This is a genomic window from Acidovorax sp. KKS102, assembly GCF_000302535.1.
In the GTDB taxonomy this organism is placed as follows: Bacteria; Pseudomonadota; Gammaproteobacteria; order Burkholderiales; family Burkholderiaceae_C; genus Acidovorax.
Genome location: NC_018708.1, coordinates 2,368,113 through 2,389,359 on the forward strand (window position 1 = coordinate 2,368,113; position 21,247 = coordinate 2,389,359).

Below are 21,247 nucleotides of genomic sequence, written 5' to 3' on the forward strand. Positions count from 1 at the left end.
CCCCATTCCGAAAGAATTGATATGGCTATCGTAGAAGTCAAAGTCCCCCAGCTGTCCGAATCCGTGGCCGAAGCCACCATGCTGACCTGGAAGAAAAAGGCCGGTGAAGCCGTGGCTGTGGACGAAATCCTGATCGAAATCGAAACCGACAAGGTTGTGCTCGAAGTGCCAGCGCCCGCCGCTGGCGTGCTGGCAGAAATCATCCAGGGCGACGGCGCCACCGTGGTGGCGGACCAGCTCATCGCCAAGATAGACACCGAAGGCAAGGCCGGTGCTGCAGCTCCTGCTCCGGCAGCCGCAGCTCCCGTGGCTGCGGCAGCACCTGCTGCCGCCCCCGCAGCTACTGGCAGCTCCAAGGGCGATGTGGCCATGCCTGCCGCCGCCAAGCTGTTGGCCGACAACAACCTGTCTGTCTCGGCTGTGGCCGGCTCGGGCAAGGATGGCCGCGTGACCAAGGGTGATGTGCTGGCCGCTGTGGCGGGCGGCGCCAAGGCTGCCGTGGCTGCGCCCAGCGTGATTCCCACTGGCGTGCCCACCAAGGCACTGCCCCAGGTGGCAGCGCCTGCCGGCAAGGAAGACCTGAGCGGCCGTCCCGAGCAGCGCGTGCCCATGAGCCGCCTGCGCGCCCGTGTGGCCGAGCGTCTGCTGCAGTCGCAGTCGACCAACGCCATCCTGACCACCTTCAACGAAGTGAACATGGCCCCCGTGATGGACCTGCGCAAGAAGTTCCAGGACAGCTTCACCAAGGAACACGGCACCAAGCTGGGCTTCATGTCCTTCTTCGTGAAGGCTGCTGTGCACGCCCTGAAGAAGTACCCCGTGCTGAATGCATCGGTGGACGGCAACGACATCGTCTACCACGGCTATTTCGACATCGGTATCGCCGTGGGTTCGCCACGCGGTTTGGTGGTGCCCATCCTCCGCAATGCAGACCAGATGAGCTTCGCCGACATCGAGAAGAAGATCGCCGAGTTCGGCAAGAAGGCTGCTGAAGGCAAGCTGGGCATTGAAGAAATGACCGGCGGTACGTTCTCCATCTCCAATGGCGGCACGTTCGGCTCCATGCTGTCCACACCCATCATCAACCCGCCCCAGTCGGCCATCCTGGGCGTACACGCCACCAAGGACCGCGCCGTGGTCGAAAACGGCCAGATCGTGATCCGCCCGATGAACTACCTGGCCATGTCCTATGACCACCGCATCATCGACGGCCGCGAAGCCGTGCTGGGCCTGGTGGCGATGAAGGACGCGCTGGAAGACCCATCGCGCCTGCTGTTCGACATCTGATCCCCTGACTGCATCGACCCACCCGCGTGGCCCGGCCTCTGGTCCTGCCCGCCGGTGGGTCTTTCTCCAACTGACTGAACGAGATTTCCCATGAGCAAACAATTTGATGTGATCGTCATCGGTGGCGGCCCCGGTGGCTACATTGCCGCCATCCGCGCCGCCCAGCTGGGCTTCAACGTCGCCTGTATCGACGAGTGGAAGAACGACAAGGGCGGCCCCGCACCCGGCGGCACCTGCACCAATGTGGGCTGCATCCCCTCCAAGGCGCTGCTGCAGTCGTCCGAGCACTTCGAGCATGCCAACAAGCACTTTGCCGAGCACGGCATCACGGCGACCGGCGTCAAGATGGACGTGGCCAAAATGATTGCCCGCAAGGACACCGTTGTGAAGCAGAACAACGACGGCATCCTGTACCTGTTCAAGAAGAACAAGGTCAGCTTCTTCCACGGCCGTGGCTCGTTCGCCAAGGCCGTCGAAGGTGGCTACGAGATCAAGGTGGCTGGGGCCGCTGAAGAGACCCTGACCGGCAAGCAGATCATCATCGCCACCGGCTCCAACGCCCGTGCGCTGCCCGGCACGCCGTTTGATGAAGAACTGGTGCTGTCCAACGATGGCGCGCTGCGCGTCGGTGCCGTGCCCAAGAAGCTGGGCCTGATCGGCTCGGGCGTGATCGGCCTGGAAATGGGCTCGGTGTGGCGTCGCCTGGGTGCTGAAGTCACCATCCTTGAAGGCCTGCCGACCTTCCTGGGTGCCGTGGACGAGCAGATCGCCAAGGAAGCCAAGAAGGCCTTCGATAAGCAGGGCCTGAAGATCGAGCTGGGCGTGAAGGTCGGCGAGATCAAGACCAGCAAGAAGGGCGTGAGCATTGCCTACACCAACGCCAAGGGCGAAGCCCAATCGCTGGATGTGGACAAGCTCATCGTCTCCATTGGCCGCGTGCCGAACACCATCGGCCTGAACACCGAAGCCGTGGGCCTCCAACTGGACGAGCGCGGTGCCATCGTGGTGGACGGCGATTGCAAGACCAACCTGCCGGGCGTCTGGGCGGTGGGCGACGTGGTGCGTGGCCCGATGCTGGCGCACAAGGCCGAGGAAGAAGGCGTTGCCGTGGCTGAGCGCATTGCAGGCCAGCACGGGCACGTCAACTTCAACACCATCCCTTGGGTCATCTACACCAGCCCCGAGATTGCATGGGTGGGCCGCACCGAGCAGCAGCTCAAGGCCGATGGCGTCAAGTACAAGGCTGGCAGCTTCCCGTTCCTCGCCAACGGCCGCGCACGCGCGCTGGGCGACACCACCGGCATGGTCAAGATGCTGGCGGACGCTGAGACCGATGAAATTCTGGGCGTGCACATCGTGGGCCCACAGGCCAGCGAACTGATCGCCGAGGCCGTGGTGGCCATGGAGTTCAAGGCCAGCAGCGAAGACATCGCGCGCATCTGCCACGCCCACCCCAGCCTGAGCGAAGCCACCAAAGAAGCAGCGCTGGCAGTGGACAAGCGCACTCTGAACTTCTGATTGAGGCTTCAATCAGCTGCAAGCGCATGATTTACATGCGCCTGTAGCTATTATTTTTGTAGTATCAGAGCATCCACAAAGTGACCGTCAAACAGGCTTACCTGGCCGAGCTGGCCGCCAAAGGCTACCAAAGCGATCCCGCCCAGCTGCGTGCAGTGGATGCCCTGCAGCGCTGTGCTGACGAGTGGGCTCAGTACAAGGCACGGCGCTCCAACGCGATCAAGAAGCTGATCAACCGCCCCGAGATTCCGCGTGGCGTCTACATGTACGGCGGCGTGGGGCGGGGCAAGAGCTTTTTGATGGAGTGCTTTTTTGACGCTGTGCCCCTGAAGCGCAAGGTGCGTTTGCACTTTCACGAATTCATGCGCGAAGTCCATCGCGAACTCGCAGCCCTTCAGGGCACCGTCAATCCGCTGGACGTGTTGGGCGAGCGCATCGCCAAACGCTACAAGCTCATCTGTTTTGATGAGTTCCATGTTGCGGATATCACGGACGCGATGATCCTGCACCGGTTGCTGGTGGCGTTGTTCGACAACGGCGTCGGCTTCGTGACCACTTCCAATTTCAAGCCGGACGACCTTTACCCCGGTGGGCTGCATCGCGACCGCATCCTGCCGGCGATTGACCTGCTCAATGAGCGGCTTGAAGTGGTCAACGTGGACAACGGCACCGACTATCGCCGCCGGACGCTGGAGCATGTGAAGCTGTATCACACGCCACTGGGCCCCGAGGCGGACGCCGAGATGAACCAGGCGTTTGACCAGCTCGCCGAAGTGCATGACGAAGACCCCGTGCTGCATATCGAAGCGCGCGAAATTCGAGCCCGGCGCAAGGCTGGCGGGGTGGTGTGGTTTGACTTCAAGACTCTCTGCGGCGGGCCCCGGTCGCAGAACGACTATCTGGAGATTGCGACGCAGTTCCACACCGTGCTGCTGTCCGATGTTCCGTACATGCCCGTGAGCATGGCATCGCCAGCGCGGCGGTTTACCTGGCTGGTGGACGTGCTGTACGACCGGCGCGTCAAGCTCATTCTGTCGGCGGCCGTGCCGCCTGAGCAGCTGTATACCGAGGGGCCACTGGCGCACGAGTTTCCACGCACGGTGTCGCGGCTCAACGAGATGCAATCCAAGGAATTTCTGGCGCTTGAGCGCCGCACGGTGGATACGGGGTTGACATGAGCAAGACCGGTGGGCGTTTGTGGGCTGCGTTGGTGGTGCTGGCTTGCTCAGTGGTGCCTGTGCTGGTTGCTCCGGCCCGTGCTGCCACGGAGGCGGGGGCAGACTCCGCATCTGCGTCGGCAGCAGCGCATCGAAAGACGGAGCGTGACCGTATCGCACGCGAACGCGAGGCGCTGACAGCCCGGCGCCATCAGGAAGAGGCGGTGTGCTACCAGCGCTTTGCGGTAGAGGACTGCTTGCGCGGCGTACGCGCCAAGGCGCGGGAGACCCACGACCGACTGCGCGCGCAGGAAATGGAACTCAACGACGCCGAGCGCAGGGAGAAAGCGGCAGAGCGCCTGCGGGCCATCGAGGACAAGCAAACGGCCGTCCCCCCTGCGGCCAAGCGTGCCGAGGCACAGGTTCGCAAGCCGGCGGCTGACCCGGACGCTGCCAAGGCGCAGCGCGACACAGAAGCGCACCAACGCGCGCAGCAACAAAACAGCCGCGCCCAGGCTCAGGCGACTGAGCAGGCCACACGTGCTGCCGCCAACGCGGATCGCGCGGCCCAGTCGCGTGCCAAACATGAACAGGCGCTCCAGGCTGCGGACGAGCGTCGCGCGCGGGTTGAAAAATCCAGAGCCGATGCCTTGGCCCAAGGCCGCAAACCTGCTGCGCCCTTGCCGGCGCCTGCCGCGTCTGCGCCGATGCGTTGAATTGGGAAAACCCGCAGGGGGACAGGCGATCAGAAGGGGCGGGAGATCCCAGGCACATCAGCCAATAGGGAGGCAGGGTGGGGCAGTCTCATCACTACCCGATGAAATCCCTGCACTACCCCTGCTCCCGGCTGGTGGAGCGGACGAGATCCTCAGGGCCGGCCCATGTCCAGGGGCGTCAGGCGCGCAATCTTTTTCTCTTCGGCCAACGCCTCGATCTTGACGACCACCAGCGACAGGTTATCGCCGCCTCCACGTGCGCGGGAGCGGGCTTTTTCAATCAGGAACTCTGTCGCCTCCCGGGGGGACAGTGAATCGACCACCGATGCCAGCTCAGTAGGAGAAAAGTAGTGCCACACCCCGTCACTACAGGCCAGCAAGACATCGCCCGGCTGAAGCTGCGGAATCACATGGGTCGTGATGGGCGGGTCACTTTCGGTGCCCAGGCAGCCCACCAGGATGTTGGAGTGGGGATGGTTGTTGGCCTCGGCTTCCGTCAGCTCACCCCGGTCGACCAGCGCTTGCACATAGGAGTGGTCGCTGGTGCGAAACGCCAGCCGGGAACCCTGAAAGTGATAGATGCGCGAGTCGCCCGCATGGACCCAGTGGCAGTCACCCCGGGGGTTGATGAGAAACGCCGCGATGGTGCTGTGGGGTTCTTGCTCTGCCGAGATGGCGGTCAGCCGAATGACGATGTGCGCCTCTTCGACCATGTTCTTGAGCATTGCCACCGGGTCGTCGGTGTCGGGCGAATAGCGCTCGAACAACTGGCGCGCCGTCATCATGACCTGGTCCGACGCCTTGCGCCCGCCGCTGCGGCCACCCATCCCGTCGGCGACCACACCCAGCACGCAGCCGTTGTGCCGTTCATGGGAGATCAGTGCCACCTGGTCTTGCTGGTATTCGCGGTCACCCTTGTGGATGCCGGTGGAGGCGATGAGGCGAAACGCTTTGGTCATGCTGCAGATTGTGGGGGAGCCTACGCGAACGCCTGTCGTGGAAAGCGGGCCAAGCGCGTATTATCCGCCCGCCTGTGGCATTTTTGCCATGCCCGTGGCCCTCTGCCTTGAAACCCAGTCTGCACTCCCCCCACCGCCAGTTGATCGAACTGCGCATGGAACACGCCGATCTCGATGCGCTCATCGACCGGTGTACGCCCGACGCGGCGCCCGACGAACTCACCTTGCGCCGTCTCAAAAAGCGCCGGCTGGTGCTGCGGGACGCCATGGAGCGGCTGGAGCGGCAACTCGCACCCCAAGAGCCTGCCTGATGTCGCTGGTGGCCATGGTGCCCGAGGTGTTTGCCCCCGGTGGTGTGTTGGCTCGGGCGGACGGGCATTTTCAACCGCGTGACGGCCAGACCCAGATGGCCGTTGCGGTGGCTCAGACCATTGCAGAAGGGGGCGCGCTGGTGGTGGAGGCGGGTACCGGTGTGGGCAAGACCTACGCCTATCTGGTGCCCGCCTTGCTGAGTGGTGAGCGGGTGCTGTTGTCTACAGCGACCAAGGCCCTGCAGGACCAGTTGTTCGCGCGCGACCTGCCTCGGCTGGCCCAGATCCTGGGGCAGCCCGTTCGCATGGCCCTGCTGAAGGGGCGCGCCAGTTATTTATGTCTGCATCGCATGCAGCAGGCACGCCTGGATGTCCAGGCCCAGGACCGTGGCGTTGCCCGCGTGCTGGCCAAGGTGGAGGACTGGTCGCGCCAGACCGTATCCGGGGATCTGGCCGAGCTGACCGGATTGGATGAGCGCTCGCCGGTGATTCCGCTGGTTACCTCGACGCGTGAGAACTGCCTGGGGTCCTCGTGTCCTCGCTTTCGGGAATGCCATGTCCACCGCGCGCGGCGCGAAGCGTTGGCTGCGGACATTGTGGTCATCAATCACCACCTGTTCTTTGCCGATGTGGCGGTGCGCGAGTCGGGCATGGCCGAGCTGCTACCGACGGTGCGTGTGGTCGTTTTCGATGAGGCCCACCAGATCAATGAGACCGGCGTTCAGTTTTTGGGGACGCAGATTTCCACGGGGCAATGGATGGACTTTGCCCGCGACCTGCTGATCGCCGGATTGCAGCATGCACGCGGCTTGGCGGACTGGGCGGGGCTGTCGCAGCTTCTGGAGTTGTCTGCGCGGGACCTTCGTCTGGTTGTAGGCAACGCGATTTTCCAGGGAGCGAATGGCGTTGCAGCAGGGGCCAGAGTGCGCTGGACGGAAGAGGCTCCCGAGGGTCTATCGGGCGCTGCGAGGCATGCCGCGTTGCGCGCATTGGGATCTGCATGTGCGCAGTCGCTGGAGGCGCTGGACACAGTGAGCGAAATATCGCCCGATCTGGAGCGTCTGTACGAACGTGGCAGTGCACTGTTGGCACGGCTGGCCAGGTTTTCTGGGCCTTGTCAGGCCGATGCGGTACGTTGGCTCGATGTGGGCAACCAGTTGCGCCTGATCGAGTCTCCGCTGGACATTGCAGATGCCATGCGCACCCGGATTCTGACGTTGCCCGCAGAAACCTCGGAGTGCGAAGCCTGGCCTGAAGAGCCGGCCGCAAATATGGGCAGGGCGTGGATTTTCACGTCTGCGACGCTGGGTGCCGATGAGGCCTTGACCTGGTTCACCGAACGAGCCGGACTGAAGGATGCACGCATCCTTCGCGTGGCCAGTCCGTTTGACTATGCCCGACAGGCGGCTTTGTATGTGCCGCGCCAGTTGCCATCGCCTGCGGATCCGTCCCACAGCCGCAGTGTGGCGGAGTGGGTTGCGCTGGCCGCCGAGCCGCTGGGCGGGCGTGCGCTGGTGCTGACCACCACGCTCAAGGCCTTGCGCACCATTGGCGATGCCCTCAAAGCACGTTGGCAGACCTCCGGCGCGTTGGAGGTGTTGGTGCAGGGGGAGTGGCCCAAGCGGCGCTTGATGGAGCGTTTTCGCGAAGGCGCGTCACACGGCCGACCGGGTTGTGTGCTGGTGGCCTCGGCTTCGTTCTGGGAAGGGTTTGATGTGCCGGGCGATGCTCTGCAACTGGTGGTCATCGACAAGCTGCCGTTCCCACCCCCGGGAGATCCGTTGGTGGAGGCGCGCACCCAGCACATCGAAAGGGCGGGTGGCAAAGCGTTTACATCGTACGCACTGCCGGAGGCTGCGGTTGCACTCAAGCAAGGGGCCGGGCGCTTGATCCGGCATGAAACCGACCGGGGTATTTTGGTGGTGGGCGATACACGCCTCGTGACGATGGGTTACGGCAAGCGCTTGCTGGCCGCATTGCCTCCGATGCGCAGGCTGGAATCGCCCGAAGAATTCGAGTCTGCGTTGATGGCGCTTACCAAACCTTCCACCACGGATCCGACTTGCCCTTGAAGCCGCCATTCAGATAGGCGCTTTGTGGGTAGGACTTGTCCATTACGCGTCGGGCGTCGTCGCGCAGCTGGGTCATTCCGAGCGCGTCGTAGGACTGGATCAGGATATACAGCGCTTCTTCAAGCGCTGGCACGCCCTGGTAGTCGGCCAGTGCCACTTGCGCGCGGCCAATGGCTGCCACATAGGCGCCACGCTGGAAGTAGTAGCGCGCCACATGCACTTCATACTGCGCCAGCGAATTGACGATGTAGGTCATGCGCTGGCGCGAGTCCTGCGCGTAGCGGGATTCAGGAAAGCGCGTGACCAGTTCGCTGAAAGCTTCAAAGGAGTCTTTGGCAGCCTTCTGGTCGCGCTCGGACAGGTCTTGGCGCGAGATGAACGAGAACAGGCCCAGGTTGTCGTTGAAGTTGACCAGGCCTTTCAGGTACAGCGCATAGTCCAGAGCCGGGCTTGCAGGGTGCAGCTTCATGAACCGGTCGAGCGTGGCGATGGCCTGCGCTTTTTCGCCCGCCTTGTAGTGGGCATAGGCCTTGTCGATCTGCGCCTGTTGGGCTAGAGGGGTCCCTGCAGCACGACCCTCCAGCTTTTCCAGCAGCGGAACGGCCTTGTCGTAGGCCCCGCTGTTCATCTCGTCCTGGGCTTCCGAGTGAATGCGATTGGGGCTCCAGCCCGCCGTTTTATCGACCGTGGTGCTGGAGCAGCCAGCCAGCAAACCAGCCAGCAGCAGGGCGGAAACAAGGGGCAGTGGGGCACGCAGCATCGCAAGCAGCTTTCAGCAAAGAAAAAAGAAGGTGCACCAAAAGGGGCTCAGGGGTTTTGCTGTGGGCGAGTGCACTGAACACACCCGACACACAAGCTGCCACCACCATTTCAGGCACGAAAAAGCATTGTACCGGCGGCGCCTGCCGCGCCAAGGCGCGGCGGGCGCCAGTGCTACCGTGAGCCGCCGAGGTTTCTACAATGCCTGCATGTTTGTTCATTTGCGCCTGCACACCGAGTTCTCCGTCGTTGACGGTACCAATCGCATCGACGAGGTGGCCAAAGCCGCTGCCAAAGACGGCCAGCCCGCTCTGGCTATCACCGATCTCAACAATCTTTTTGGCGCGATCAAGTTCTACAAGGAAGCGCGGGGCAAGGGTGTCAAGCCCATCCTGGGGGCGGAGATCTTTCTCGAAGGCGAGGCGGGTGCACCCCCGTCGCGTCTCATCGTTCTGGTTCAGAGTCGGCAGGGGTATCTGAACCTTTCGGAGCTGTTGGCCCGCGCCTGGACGCGCAACGTTGTGAAAAACCTGGCGTTGAGCACCTGGGCATGGCTGGAGGAGTTATCCGAGGGATTGATCGCTTTATCTGGCGCTCAGGCCGGTCCGGTTGGGCAGGCGCTTATGAAGGGGGATGAGTCGGGCGCTGCGGACATTGCGTTGCGTCTGGCGGGCATTTTCCCGCACCGGTTTTATGTGGAACTTCAACGCGCTGGCCGCACTGACGATGAAGCCCATGTGGTTGCTGCAGCCCAGCTCGCTGCACGACTGAGTCTGCCTGTCGTGGCAACCCACCCGATTCAGTTTGCTGGTCCTGACGATTACGAGGCGCACGAGGCCCGCATCTGCATCGCTGAAGGGGAAATCCTGGCCAACCCCCGCCGGGTGCGCAAGTTCACCCGCGACCAGTATTTCAAGACCTCTGCGGAGATGGAGGCCTTGTTTGCCGACCTGCCATCGGCCATTGCCAATACGGTCGAGATTGCGCAACGCTGCAATCTGACCCTGGTGTTGGGCAAACCGCAGTTACCGGACTTTCCGACGCCCAATGGCATGCCCATCGATGAGTATTTTCGCTACGCGTCGTTCGAAGGGTTGGAGGAGCGCCTGAAGCATCTCTTCCCTGACGAGGCCGAAAGAGACAAGCAGCGACCACGCTACGTGGAGCGACTGGAGTTCGAGCTGGGCACCATTCTCAAGATGGGGTTTCCCGGTTACTTCCTGATCGTGGGTGACTTCATTCAGTGGGCGAAGAACAATGGCTGCCCGGTGGGGCCGGGCCGTGGTTCGGGTGCCGGTTCGCTGGTCGCCTATGCGCTGAAGATCACCGACCTGGACCCGCTGCAATACAACCTGCTGTTCGAGCGCTTTCTGAACCCAGAGCGCGTGTCGATGCCTGACTTCGACATCGATTTCTGCCAGTCCAACCGCGATCGGGTGATTGACTATGTCAAGGACAAATACGGCAAGAACGCTGTGAGCCAGATCGCCACCTTCGGCACGATGGCGGCCAAGGCTGCGATCCGCGACGTGGGCCGGGTCATGGACATGAGCTACACATTCTGTGATGGCATCTCCAAGCTGGTGCCCGGCAAGCCCGGCATGTCCTACACCCTGGCCTATCCGCCTGAGGTGAAAAAGGAAGGCGACAAGAACAACTACGCGCTGGAGCTGGAGCCCATGCTTTACGAGCGCGTGCGCAAGGAAGAAGACGTCAAGACCGTCATCGAGATGGCGCAAAAGCTCGAGGGCATGACGCGCAACATCGGCATGCATGCCGGCGGCGTGTTGATCGCGCCTGGCAAACTCACCGATTTCTGCCCGCTGTACCAGCAGCCGGGCAGCGAGTCGGCCGTGAGCCAGTACGACAAGGACGACGTGGAAGCCATCGGACTGGTCAAGTTCGACTTTCTGGGGTTGGCAACGCTCACCATTCTGGAGATTGCGCGCGAGTTCATCATCAAACGCCACAAGGGCCAGGAGAACTTTGCGTTCGAGAACATTCCGCTCGACGACGGGCCGACGTACCGGCTGTTCTCCGAGGGCAAGACCGAAGCGGTGTTCCAGTTTGAAAGCCGCGGCATGCAGGGCATGTTGAAAGAGGCGCGCCCCAGCCGGCTGGAAGACCTGATCGCCCTGAACGCGTTGTACCGGCCAGGGCCCATGGACCTGATTCCCAGCTTCGTGAATCGGAAACATGGCAAGGAAGAGGTCATCTACCCCCACCCGCTGGTGGAGCCCGTGCTGGCCGAGACTTACGGGATCATGGTGTACCAGGAGCAGGTGATGCAAACCGCTCAGGTCCTGGGCGGATACAGCCTGGGCGGCGCCGACATGCTGCGCCGGGCCATGGGCAAGAAGAAGGCCGAGGAAATGGCCGAGCACCGCGCCATTTTCCGCAAGGGAGCTGCCGAGAAGGGCATTAGCCAGGAGAAGGCTGACGAGGTGTTCGACTTGATGGAGAAGTTTGCGGGCTACGGCTTCAACAAGTCGCACGCAGCTGCTTATTCCCTGCTGGCGTATCACACCGGCTGGCTCAAGGTGCACTACACCGCCGAGTTCTTCTGCGCCAACATGACGGTGGAAATGGATGACACCGACAAGCTCAAGGTGTTGTTTGAAGACGCGCAAAAGATGGGGCTGTCGTTTGAGCCGCCGGATGTGAATCGGGGCTTTTACCGGTTCGAACCCGTCACCGACAAGATCATCCGTTATGGCCTGGGGGCCGTGAAAGGCACGGGTCAACAGGCGATTGAAGCCATCGTCGCCGCCCGCGAAGGGCGTGGAGAGGGGCCACAGGGCTCGACGAAGGGGCCTTTCAAGAGTTTGTTTGATTTCTGTGTGCGGGTGGACAAGGCCCGCATGAACAAGCGCACGGTGGAAGCACTGATCAAGGCTGGCGCCTTTGACACCATCCATCTCAACCGGGCAGCCCTGGTCGCTTCGATTGACCGTGCGTTTGACTTCGCCGCCGCAATGCTTGCCAACGTGAACCAGGGGGGGTTGTTCGACATGATGGGCGACGACGCCCATGGCTCCAGCACGCAGGAACCAGACCTGGTGGATGCAACGCCCTGGGGCATCAAGGAGCGGCTCACGCTGGAAAAAACTGCCGTTGGGTTCTATCTGTCTGGCCACCTATTTGATGAAGTGGCGACGGAGGTGCGCCGTTTTGTGCGCACACAGATCGACGAGCTGCTGGATAGCCGTGAGCCCCAGGTCCTGGCCGGCATCATCAGCGACTTCCGGGTCATCAACGGGCAACGTGGCAAGCTGGGGCTCTTCAAACTGGACGACAAGTCTGCAGTGATCGAAGCGTCTGCGGATGAAGCGCTGCTCAATACCTACCGCAACCAGCTCAAGGAGGACGAGTTTGTGGTGATGATGGGAAGGTTGCAGCTGGACCACTTCAGCGGCGGCCTGCGCGTCAAGGTGCAGCAGGTGTGGGATTTGGCGGGCGCGCGTTGCCGGTTTGGCAAATATCTGCATGTGACCGTGGGTGACAAGGCGCCAGATGTGCCACGCCTGGTGCGCGAGTTTCCACCGGTGCGTGAAGAGGTCGCCGAGGGGGAACTGGTGCACGGGCTGCGCGTGCGCATGGGTGTGCGCTGCCAGTCGGACGACGCGGCCGCAGTGGCGGAGTTGCAACTGGGCGAAAACGCGCGTTTTTACCCCAGCGATGCGGCCCTTGCAGCGTGGACGGCCCAAGTAGGCGCTGGTGCAGCCAATGTAGTCTATGAGTGACGGATTGTTCTGCCAGAGTTTCGGTCAACGGCTGGCTTGAAAAATACCTGCCCCACAACCAGCTTCTCCTGCAGCAGCACCTTCTTCGGGTCGCTAGAATGATTTTCATGGCAACAAAACCACCTTCACCCCCCACCGCGCCGCCGGTGACTCGGCCTGCGCGGGATGACGGCGGTTCGGTCGTGCTCGAGAGGCGCACCCAAAAGACCCAGCCGCCCCAGATGTACCAGGTGGTCATGCTCAATGACGACTACACGCCCATGGAGTTCGTCATCGTGGTGCTGCAGGAGTTTTTCAGCAAGGACCGCGAAACGGCCACCCAGATCATGTTGAAGATCCACCTTGATGGCAAAGGCGTTTGCGGCGTTTATTCGCGCGATGTGGCTGCCACCAAGGTAGAGCAAGTGCTTGACGCCGCCCTCAAGGCGGGCCACCCACTGCAATGTGTCAGTGAGCCTGTTGAATAACAGGTCTTTTGTCCCGATCTACAGTTATCCCTTCCACGCAAGCACAAAGGAGTTCACATGATTGCCCAGGAACTGGAAGTCAGCTTGCACATGGCCTTTGTTGAGGCCCGTCAGCAGCGCCACGAGTTCATCACCGTGGAGCATCTGTTGCTTGCATTGCTCGATAACCCCAGCGCAGCGGAGGTGCTGCGCGCATGTTCGGCCAACATCGATGATCTGCGTTCATCGCTGTCGAACTTCATCAAAGACAATACGCCTCAGGTCGCCGGGACCGACGAGGTGGATACGCAACCCACGCTGGGCTTCCAGCGGGTCATCCAGCGCGCCATCATGCACGTGCAGTCCACGGGCAACGGCAAGAAAGAGGTGACCGGCGCCAATGTACTCGTGGCCATCTTCGGCGAGAAAGATTCGCACGCCGTGTACTACCTGCACCAGCAGGGCGTCACGCGCCTGGACGTGGTCAACTTCATTGCCCACGGCATCAAGAAGGGCGAGCCGCCAGAACCCGCCAAGGCCGAGAACCAGGCCGAGGGCGAAGAAGGCGGTGGTGGCGAGCGCAATGAAAAGGCCTCGCCGCTGGAACAGTTCACCCAGAACCTGAACCAAGCGGCCAAGGACGGCAAGATCGACCCGCTGATCGGCCGGAACTACGAGGTCGAGCGCACGATCCAGATTCTGTGCCGCCGCCGCAAGAACAACCCTCTGCTGGTGGGCGAAGCCGGTGTGGGCAAGACCGCGATTGCTGAGGGTCTGGCCTGGCGCATCACGCAGAACGACGTGCCTGAGATTCTGGCCGAGGCCACGGTGTACTCGCTCGACATGGGCGCGCTGCTTGCGGGCACCAAGTACCGTGGCGATTTTGAGCAGCGCCTGAAAGGCGTGCTCAAGTCGCTCAAGGACAAGCCCAACGCCATCCTGTTCATTGACGAGATTCACACCCTGATCGGTGCGGGCGCGGCCTCGGGCGGCACGCTGGATGCATCCAACCTGCTCAAGCCGGCGCTTTCCAGCGGCCAGCTCAAGTGCATCGGCGCGACCACCTTTACGGAATACCGTGGCATCTTCGAAAAGGATGCGGCCTTGTCCCGCCGCTTTCAGAAGGTGGATGTGGTCGAGCCCAGCGTGGCCGAGACCATCGACATCTTGAAGGGCCTCAAGAGCCGCTTTGAAGAGCACCACAGCGTGAAGTACGCTGCTGCAGCCCTGCAGGCTGCAGCCGAACTGAGTGCCAAGTACATCAACGACCGCCATTTGCCTGATAAAGCCATCGACGTGATCGATGAGGCCGGTGCCGCGCAGCGCATCCTGGTGCCCAGCAAGCGCAAGAAGACCATCGGGAAGGCCGAGATCGAAGAGATCGTGGCCAAGATCGCGCGCATTCCGCCCGCCAATGTCAGCAACGACGACCGTGGCAAGCTGCAGACTCTGGAGCGTGATCTCAAGAGCGTGGTGTTCGGTCAGGACAAGGCGCTTGAGGTGCTCGCCAGCGCTGTCAAGATGGCGCGTTCGGGTCTGGGCAAGGGCGACAAGCCCATCGGCTCGTTCCTGTTCAGCGGTCCCACGGGTGTCGGCAAGACCGAAGCGGCCAAACAGCTCGCCTACATCATGGGCATCGAGCTGATCCGCTTCGATATGTCCGAGTACATGGAGCGCCATGCTGTGAGCCGCCTGATTGGCGCGCCCCCGGGCTACGTGGGCTTTGACCAGGGGGGTCTGCTGACCGAAGCCATCACGAAGAAGCCACACGCGGTGCTTCTGCTCGATGAAATCGAGAAGGCGCACCCGGACATCTTTAATGTGCTGCTGCAGGTCATGGACCATGGCACGCTGACGGACAACAACGGCCGCAAGGCCGACTTCCGCAACGTGCTCATCATCATGACCACGAATGCCGGCGCCGAGACCATGAACAAGGCGACCATCGGCTTTACCAACCCGCGGCAGGCGGGCGACGAGATGGGCGATATCAAGCGCCTGTTCACGCCCGAGTTCCGCAACCGGCTGGATGCCATCGTCAACTTCAAGGCGCTCGACGAACAGATCATCCTGCGCGTGGTGGACAAGTTCCTGCTGCAGCTGGAAACGCAGCTGGCCGAAAAGAAGGTGGAAGTCACCTTCACCGACGCCTTGCGCAAGCATCTGGCGAAGAAAGGCTTCGACCCCCTGATGGGCGCGCGCCCAATGCAGCGACTGATTCAGGACACGATCCGCCGTGCCTTGGCCGACGAGCTGCTGTTTGGCCGCCTGACCGAGGGTGGGCGCCTGACTGTGGACATCGAGATGAAGAAGGACGACAAGGGGGTGGAAACACCCGAAGTTCTTCTGGACATCCAGCCTTTGCCCAAGAAGGAGCGCTCGGCGAAGTCTGAACCTGCAGAGCCGGAAGAGGCAACGACCGACTGACCTTGCGTTCCTCGCAAGTCCGCGAAAGCCCACGGCGTCAACCGTGGGCTTTTTCATTGGTGATGGCCGCTGGGGGTATACACCACCAGAGGCGATGTATAGGTGTTTTCTAGCGTGCTGGGGTGCGCGTGGCCGGAGCGCGAGCACGCCCCGCCTTGACCGGTTGTGTGGCCTGCGCAAGCAAGGGAGCACACTGCGCATCGTCGTCAGCGCCGGGGACTGTGACCGGTATCAGCGCCAACGCTGCAGGTGCGGCCACCGCAGCGGCAATGGCTGCACCTGCACGCAGCAGCAAGGGGCCCGGTTCTGCGCCCACGTCGGGCTTGCCCAACGTGCCACGTACATACAACGGAGTGCGCAAAGAAAAGAACTTCCACTCCAGGGATGCAGGTTTCACGCTCAGGTTCAGGCGTTCGTCCGCCATGTCGATGGTGCCGGTGACATCCACCACCGCTTCGTTGGTGCTCAGCTTGGCAGTGCGTACTGTGGCGACCCCTTCGCGCACTGCCAGGTCTGCCACTGCGCAACGGAGCTGCACCTCCTTGTCGTCGCCAAACAGTTTGCCAATCACAATGCTGCCGACGTTGAGCGCAGCGCGGTCCAGCAGTTCGCGGCTCAGGGTTCCCTCGCGCACATACAGGCGCGCCTCGCCGTTGCTTGTGCCGAGCCATTGCGCCACGGAGTTGCCCTGACCATTCAATGCGATGGCCCCATCCAACCGGCCCAGGCTTTTACGCGTCAATTCCACCTCGGGGAACAAGGCAGCGAGTCGCAGGTTTTGCACGCGGGTGTCCATGCGTACGGTGAGCGGTCGTTTGCGACTATCCAGCACCAGCTTTGATTCAATCTGGCCTTTGGCTACGCCAAAATGCAAAGGCTCCAGGCGCAGCACTGCATCGTCGAGCACCGCGTGCACGCTGAGGTCTTCCAGTGGCAGGCTGTCGGGGCGGATCACTCGTTGTCCCGAGAATTTCAGATCCATGTCCATGTTGCTCCAACGATCGGTGGCAAAGGCCGCGTTGGGCAATACCCTGCCATTCCGACCCGCTGGGGCCTTCGCCGTGGTGGCTTTCCCGAGCACTGGCCCCAGGTCTGCAAGCCGCAATTGGTTAGATGTGATGGCTCCCGACAGCTTGCCGCGCGGCGCCCCTGATACAAAGCGCAGATTGCCGTGGAGATCGCTCTGACCGACTGTTCCGGTGAAGTCACGGTAGTTCCACACGGCGCGGCCTGGCTGCAGGCTACCCTGCAGTCGGCCCTGGGTTTGAAACGCAGGTGTGTTGGGCAGAACCAGGCCCGTGAGTGGATACAGATCCGCCATGCTGGCGCCCTTGAGCATGACCTGAAAATCCATGCCTGACAGGGCGCCCGGGTTGGCCAAAATGCCCTGAACCGCTGTTTCCACACTGCCCGCCTTGGCTGTGAATTGCAGTAGGTAGTTCACTTCCTTGTCACGCAGTGTGAGGACGGAACCGGCCTTGCCGTGGCCTTCGATGCGCGCTTTGCCCAGCGTACCCGTCACATCGAATCGCACACCATAGCTTGTGGAACCAGAAGCAACGTCTGCGCTGGCCGCAGACGAGGCTGCTGCGTGTGGCGGCGCCATTGCCGTATCTTCTGGCAAGGTATCGACACGGGCGGTCAGATCAAGGTCCTGTGTGGCGTCGGAATACCCCAGTCGGCCTTTACGAACCACCAGCTGATGGACACTGAACGTCCAGCGAGTCTTCGTATCGGTGGGGTCTTTTTGGGGGAAGGTCCAGTTGTTGGTGCCATCGCGCAGCCGAGCCAGCGAGATATCCGGACCAGAGAGTTCCAGGGTATCAATCACCACTTCTCGTGCCAGCAACGGCCAGAGCTTGAGCGACGCGCGTGCCACCTCCGCGCTGGCCGTGGGGCGCGGTTCTGCGCTCTTCCCTGTGCGGGCGAACCCTGGCGGGTCTTGCAGAACCAGCTGCGTGCCCTGCACGGTGACGCCAGGTACCCAGCGGTGCCAGCCCTCTTCGAGGGGCTGCGGCCAGTGCCAGGAAGCGGACAGGTCGCCTTCCACCGCAAACTGTCGTCCGCTCGCTTCGCTGGCGGCTTGGTTCAGCCAGGGCTTGGCGCGGTTCCAGTCCCACTGGGTCAAAGTCACCGCGCCGATCAAAAGCAGCCCCATCACGCCCGCCGCCACACCCCAGGCTATGCGTACCCCGCGGCTGGCTTGCTTCCTTGGGGATACAGGTTGAGCGACGGGGTGGGGTGATGGGTTGGTATCGTGGTTGGTCGGAGGGCTCGTCATAGAACGGTCATGCTAGCCCGCAGAACGTGACTTTGGGCCCTTCGCACTGAGCTGCAGGCCTTTTGGCGCGCTTGTCCTACAGAGTGGGAACGCGTGGACGATCTTCTTGTCGTGCGGGGCTCCGGGGACACGTTGGCCGTTGCGTGGTCTGATGCTGTGTTCTTATGCACGTTGATCCCTCCTAGAATTCGCACGCCATGCACAACCCCCGTCATCCCCATGTACTCCCGGTGCGCGACGGGGTGAGCCCCAGCTGTGTGGTGCTGCCCACACGCGGGCAGGGCAGCATGCTGGATTTCCTGGTGCATCGACTGCCCGCAGTGTCCCGTGATGGCTGGTACGACCGCATGAAGGCGGGTGATGTGGTGGATGAGCACGGGCAGGCTGTTCAGCCCGAACGGCCCTTCGAGGGTGGTGTGCGTCTTTACTACTACCGTAGCCTCCCGGCGGAGCCCGCGTTGCCCTTCAGCGAAACCGTGCTGTACCAGGACGAGTATCTGGTAGTGGCGGACAAACCTCACTTCATGCCGGTTACGCCCTCGGGTCGTTATCTGCAAAACACCTTGCTGGTGCGGCTGAAGCGTCGACTGGGGCTACCCGAGTTGTCACCTCTGCATCGTATTGATCGCGATACAGCCGGGCTGGTGATGTTGTCGGTGCAGCAGCCCACCCGTGGTGTCTACCAGGCCTTGTTCCGTGACCGGCAGATCATCAAGCACTACGACGCGATTGCGCCCTGGCGCGCGGACGTAGTCTTTCCCCGCGACCATGCCAGCCGTCTGGAAGAAAGCCCGCAGTTCTTTCGCATGCACGAAGTGCCCGGCGAGCCCAACAGCCACACCCACATGCAGGTGCTGGAGGTGGCCGGTGATTGGGCACGCTACCGCCTGTCACCCATCACTGGCAAGCGGCACCAGTTGCGCGTGCACATGGCGGCCCTGGGACTGCCGCTGCGCAACGATCCGTTCTACCCCGTGGTCAACGACCCGCCCGAAGGTGACTATTCGCGGCCCTTGCAGTTGCTGGCAAGGTCACTGGAGTTTGTGGATCCGGTGACAGGGGTTCAGAGAGTCTTTGAAAGCCAGCAGGCTCTGGTCTTGCCCTGAGCTCATCGGCGGCCGGCTTGTGGCTCCAGGCCGCAGCTACCAAAGCGGACTTCGTTAACGAGACCGGGCTGAGCCCCGCGCAAGGGGTTTGTGACCGAAGGCAGAGCCCTCGGCCTGCCGCACCAAGTCGCTAGGCGGCGCAGCATGCCGACATTCGCCCATGAAAAAGCCTGCCAGACGTTGTTGCCTGGCAGGCTTGGAATGTCGGGAATATGGAGCGGGTGAAGGGAATCGAACCCTCGTATGAAGCTTGGGAAGCTGCCGTTCTACCATTGAACTACACCCGCAGCAGTCGGGATTATAGGCAGCATCTGCAAGCTCAAACTCCAGTGCCGGTTTGGCTATGGTCCGACCACATGAGAGCTCACTGGGCCGCAGTGGCGGCTGCGGAAAAGCGGAGGCTGTCCGATACACTGTAACCGCATGGATGGCCTTCAAAAATCTGTGGCCGCTTGGGTGCCAGCCTGGTTGCTGGTTTGGGCTACCAGTCTTGGTGGTTGCGCGTATTCGCCGCCAGCGCATTTCATCGTTGTCGGAAATGAAAAATCAGTGTCGATCAGTTGGGAAAACTCCACTCTGGGCTCGGATGGAGCGCTCAGGGCGGCAGAGAAGCACTGCGCCAAGTATGGCCTCGCGGCAGAACTCGCCAATCAGGTGGGTCGTTTCGAAGCGACTTACCGTTGCGTCCAGGCGGTGGAGTGACGCTGCTGAGCGTACCAGGTCGCAGTGGGGTATTTTTGTGCTCCCAATGCGCCCTGGTGTTTGATATTCATGTGCAAGCAGCTATCAAATTAATAGCTGTTTGTGCCAGCATTTATTTGCCGCTCTGGATGTCTCCCACACACAGGTACTTGATCTCCACATAGTCGTCCATGCCGTAGTGCGAGCCCTCGCGGCCCAGGCCTGACTGCTTGACGCCGCCAAAAGGCACGTGCTCGGTGGCCAGGATGCCCACGTTGGCGCCGACCATGCCGTATTCCAGCGCTTCGGTCACGCGGAAGATGCGGCCCACGTCGCGGCTGTAGAAGTAGCTGGCCAGGCCGAATTCGGTGTTGTTGGCTGCGTCGATGGCTTCCTGCTCGGTCTTGAACTTGAACACCGGGGCGAAGGGGCCGAAAGTTTCCTCGCGGGCGCAGAGCATGTCGGCCGTGGCGTTGGCGACCACCGTGGGTTCAAAGAACTGGCCCGAGCCCAAGGCGGTGAGCCGCTGGCCGCCCGCCACCACCTGGCCGCCCTTGGCCAGTGCATCGTCCACATGGCGCTGCACCTTGGTCAGTGCGGCTTCTTCGATCAGCGGGCCCTGGTTCACACCGGCCTCAAAGCCGTTGCCCACTTTGGCCGTCTTCACCTTGGCGGCGAACTTTGCCACGAACTCGTCGTACACGCCTTCCTGCACGTAAAAGCGGTTGGTGCACACACAGGTCTGGCCGGCGTTGCGGTACTTGCTGGCGAAGGCGCCTTCCACGGCGCTGTCCACATCGGCATCGTCGAACACGATGAAGGGCGCGTTGCCGCCCAGTTCCAGCGACATTTTCTTGACCGTGGGGGCCGACTGCGCCATCAGGATGCGGCCCACTTCGGTGCTGCCCGTGAAGCTGATGTGGCGCACCACGTCGCTCGCGCACAGGACCTTGCCGATGGCGATGGAGTTGTCGCTGTCTGCGGGCAGGATGTTGAACACCCCGGCCGGGATGCCCGCGCGGATGGCCAGCTCTGCGGCGGCCAGGGCGGTGAGCGGCGTCAGCTCGGCGGGCTTGATGACCACAGGGCAACCTGCAGCCAGTGCGGGCGCGACCTTGCGCGTGATCATGGCCAGCGGGAAGTTCCATGGGGTGATGGCCGCGCACACGCCGATGGGCTGCTTGAGCACCAGCAGGCGGCGGTTGTTGTCGAACTGGGGCAGGGTCTCGCCGTTGATGCGTTTGGCTTCTTCGGCAAACCACTCCACAAAACTGGCGCCGTAGGCGACCTCGCCCTTGGCCTCGGGCAGTGGCTTGCCCTGCTCGGCGGTCATGATGCGCCCCAAGTCGTCCTGGTTGGCCATCAGCAGATCGAACCACTTGCGCAGAATGATGCTGCGCTCCTTGGCGGTTTTGGTCTTCCAGGGGCCCCAGGCGGCATTGGCGGCGGCAATGGCGGCCTCTGCATCGGCCGGGCCCAGGTTGGCCACATCGGCCAGCTTGAGGCCTGTGGCCGGGTCGTTCACATCAAAGCGGCTGCTGCCTGCGATCCACTGGCCGTTGATGAGGCCGTCGGTCTTGAGCAGTGTGGGGTCGTTCAGCAGGGCGAGGGGGGAGGTCTTCATGTCCATGGGATTGCTTCCAGAAAGAGGGGCGTAACGAAGGAGAGACGAAAGAAAAGCCAGGCGCCAAAAAAGCCAGGCGCGTTTGCCCGCAGGGCCGGGGTCTAGCCAAAGGCTAGCACGCCCGGACGCATTGCGTTGGTCGCCAAGGTGGCAGCCACTG

At 62.3% G+C, this 21,247-nt stretch carries 15 protein-coding genes and 1 tRNA gene; 11 read left to right on the forward strand and 5 right to left on the reverse strand.

Annotation, left to right across the window (positions count from 1 at the left end; translation table 11 throughout):
* The first annotated feature begins 21 nt into the window (after window positions 1-21).
* The 4 genes from odhB to C380_RS10895 all read left to right on the forward strand — a co-directional run bounded on the left by odhB (window position 22) and on the right by C380_RS10895 (window position 4,678).
* A complete protein-coding gene (gene odhB / locus C380_RS10880; RefSeq protein WP_015013900.1) occupies window positions 22-1,287 on the forward strand; it encodes a 2-oxoglutarate dehydrogenase complex dihydrolipoyllysine-residue succinyltransferase in 1,266 nt (421 codons plus the stop codon).
* 90 nt (window positions 1,288-1,377) lie between these two features.
* Entirely contained in the window at window positions 1,378-2,805 is a 1,428-nt protein-coding gene (lpdA, locus tag C380_RS10885; RefSeq protein WP_015013901.1) for a dihydrolipoyl dehydrogenase, read from the forward strand.
* 80 nt (window positions 2,806-2,885) lie between these two features.
* Window positions 2,886-3,983 (forward strand): cell division protein ZapE, encoded by a 1,098-nt coding sequence (gene zapE / locus C380_RS10890; RefSeq protein ID WP_015013902.1) that lies wholly within the window; start codon window positions 2,886-2,888, stop codon window positions 3,981-3,983.
* Window positions 3,980-4,678: a hypothetical protein gene (locus tag C380_RS10895; protein WP_015013903.1), complete on the forward strand. Its 699-nt coding sequence runs from the start codon at window positions 3,980-3,982 to the stop codon at window positions 4,676-4,678. Before zapE ends, C380_RS10895 begins: the two co-directional genes overlap by 4 nt.
* Before the next feature lie 152 nt (window positions 4,679-4,830).
* On the opposite strand, the gene C380_RS10900 is transcribed toward C380_RS10895, so the two are convergent.
* Complete coding sequence (locus tag C380_RS10900) at window positions 4,831-5,637, reverse strand: PP2C family serine/threonine-protein phosphatase (RefSeq protein ID WP_015013904.1); 807 nt, start codon at window positions 5,635-5,637, stop codon at window positions 4,831-4,833.
* 107 nt (window positions 5,638-5,744) lie between these two features.
* Here C380_RS10900 and C380_RS24455 point away from each other — a divergent pair, with 107 nt between their 5' ends.
* Window positions 5,745-5,948, forward strand: a complete 204-nt coding sequence (locus C380_RS24455; RefSeq protein ID WP_015013905.1) for a YdcH family protein — start codon at window positions 5,745-5,747, stop codon at window positions 5,946-5,948.
* Entirely contained in the window at window positions 5,948-8,020 is a 2,073-nt protein-coding gene (locus tag C380_RS10910) for an ATP-dependent DNA helicase (protein WP_015013906.1), read from the forward strand. The genes C380_RS24455 and C380_RS10910 overlap by 1 nt, the downstream gene beginning before the upstream one ends.
* Here C380_RS10910 and C380_RS10915 read toward each other — a convergent pair.
* Window positions 7,983-8,780, reverse strand: coding sequence for an outer membrane protein assembly factor BamD (locus C380_RS10915; RefSeq protein WP_015013907.1), 798 nt, complete (start codon window positions 8,778-8,780; stop codon window positions 7,983-7,985). The two genes, C380_RS10910 and C380_RS10915, sit on opposite strands and share 38 nt — an antisense overlap.
* A 208-nt stretch (window positions 8,781-8,988) precedes the next feature.
* On the opposite strand from C380_RS10915, the gene dnaE reads away from it, so the two are divergent.
* The 3 genes from dnaE (at window position 8,989) to clpA (ending at window position 15,395) form a co-directional block, all read left to right on the forward strand.
* Complete coding sequence (gene dnaE / locus C380_RS10920) at window positions 8,989-12,522, forward strand: DNA polymerase III subunit alpha (RefSeq protein WP_015013908.1); 3,534 nt, start codon at window positions 8,989-8,991, stop codon at window positions 12,520-12,522.
* A 98-nt stretch (window positions 12,523-12,620) separates the two neighbouring features.
* The gene (gene clpS, locus C380_RS10925) at window positions 12,621-12,989 is read left to right on the forward strand and encodes an ATP-dependent Clp protease adapter ClpS (protein WP_015013909.1); all 369 of its coding nucleotides are present in this window, start codon (window positions 12,621-12,623) and stop codon (window positions 12,987-12,989) included.
* A gap of 57 nt (window positions 12,990-13,046) precedes the next feature.
* The gene (clpA, locus tag C380_RS10930; protein WP_015013910.1) at window positions 13,047-15,395 is read left to right on the forward strand and encodes an ATP-dependent Clp protease ATP-binding subunit ClpA; all 2,349 of its coding nucleotides are present in this window, start codon (window positions 13,047-13,049) and stop codon (window positions 15,393-15,395) included.
* A gap of 109 nt (window positions 15,396-15,504) precedes the next feature.
* Here the strand turns inward: clpA and C380_RS10935 are convergent, their stop codons facing one another.
* Complete coding sequence (locus C380_RS10935) at window positions 15,505-17,676, reverse strand: AsmA family protein (protein ID WP_015013911.1); 2,172 nt, start codon at window positions 17,674-17,676, stop codon at window positions 15,505-15,507.
* 197 nt (window positions 17,677-17,873) lie between these two features.
* Between C380_RS10935 and C380_RS10940 the strand changes: the two genes are divergently transcribed.
* A complete protein-coding gene (locus C380_RS10940; RefSeq protein ID WP_015013912.1) occupies window positions 17,874-18,782 on the forward strand; it encodes a pseudouridine synthase in 909 nt (302 codons plus the stop codon).
* Between the two features lie 213 nt (window positions 18,783-18,995).
* On the opposite strand, the gene C380_RS10945 is transcribed toward C380_RS10940, so the two are convergent.
* Window positions 18,996-19,069 (reverse strand) — tRNA-Gly (locus C380_RS10945).
* 136 nt (window positions 19,070-19,205) lie between these two features.
* Here C380_RS10945 and C380_RS24980 point away from each other — a divergent pair.
* Window positions 19,206-19,484 carry a hypothetical protein gene (locus C380_RS24980; protein WP_148279951.1) on the forward strand — a complete coding sequence of 93 codons (279 nt, stop codon included), beginning with the start codon at window positions 19,206-19,208 and terminating at the stop codon, window positions 19,482-19,484.
* 112 nt (window positions 19,485-19,596) lie between these two features.
* Here C380_RS24980 and C380_RS10950 read toward each other — a convergent pair whose 3' ends face one another.
* The gene (locus tag C380_RS10950) at window positions 19,597-21,093 is read right to left on the reverse strand and encodes an NAD-dependent succinate-semialdehyde dehydrogenase (RefSeq protein ID WP_015013913.1); all 1,497 of its coding nucleotides are present in this window, start codon (window positions 21,091-21,093) and stop codon (window positions 19,597-19,599) included.
* Window positions 21,094-21,247: the final 154 nt, after the last annotated feature.

Excerpts from the sequence above, each read along its gene's own strand:
- C380_RS10915 (WP_015013907.1), bottom strand. The coding sequence starts at position 8,780 with ATGCTGCGTGCCCCACTGCCCCTTGTTTCCGCCCTGCTGCTGGCTGGT.
- clpA (WP_015013910.1), top strand. The coding sequence starts at position 13,047 with ATGATTGCCCAGGAACTGGAAGTCAGCTTGCACATGGCCTTTGTTGAG.
- C380_RS10950 (WP_015013913.1), bottom strand. The coding sequence starts at position 21,093 with ATGGACATGAAGACCTCCCCCCTCGCCCTGCTGAACGACCCCACACTG.
- C380_RS10910 (WP_015013906.1), top strand. The coding sequence starts at position 5,948 with ATGTCGCTGGTGGCCATGGTGCCCGAGGTGTTTGCCCCCGGTGGTGTG.
- lpdA (WP_015013901.1), top strand. The coding sequence starts at position 1,378 with ATGAGCAAACAATTTGATGTGATCGTCATCGGTGGCGGCCCCGGTGGC.
- C380_RS24980 (WP_148279951.1), top strand. The coding sequence starts at position 19,206 with ATGGATGGCCTTCAAAAATCTGTGGCCGCTTGGGTGCCAGCCTGGTTG.
- dnaE (WP_015013908.1), top strand. The coding sequence starts at position 8,989 with ATGTTTGTTCATTTGCGCCTGCACACCGAGTTCTCCGTCGTTGACGGT.
- C380_RS10935 (WP_015013911.1), bottom strand. The coding sequence starts at position 17,676 with ATGACGAGCCCTCCGACCAACCACGATACCAACCCATCACCCCACCCC.
- odhB (WP_015013900.1), top strand. The coding sequence starts at position 22 with ATGGCTATCGTAGAAGTCAAAGTCCCCCAGCTGTCCGAATCCGTGGCC.
- clpS (WP_015013909.1), top strand. The coding sequence starts at position 12,621 with ATGATTTTCATGGCAACAAAACCACCTTCACCCCCCACCGCGCCGCCG.
- C380_RS10895 (WP_015013903.1), top strand. The coding sequence starts at position 3,980 with ATGAGCAAGACCGGTGGGCGTTTGTGGGCTGCGTTGGTGGTGCTGGCT.
- C380_RS10900 (WP_015013904.1), bottom strand. The coding sequence starts at position 5,637 with ATGACCAAAGCGTTTCGCCTCATCGCCTCCACCGGCATCCACAAGGGT.
- C380_RS10940 (WP_015013912.1), top strand. The coding sequence starts at position 17,874 with ATGCACAACCCCCGTCATCCCCATGTACTCCCGGTGCGCGACGGGGTG.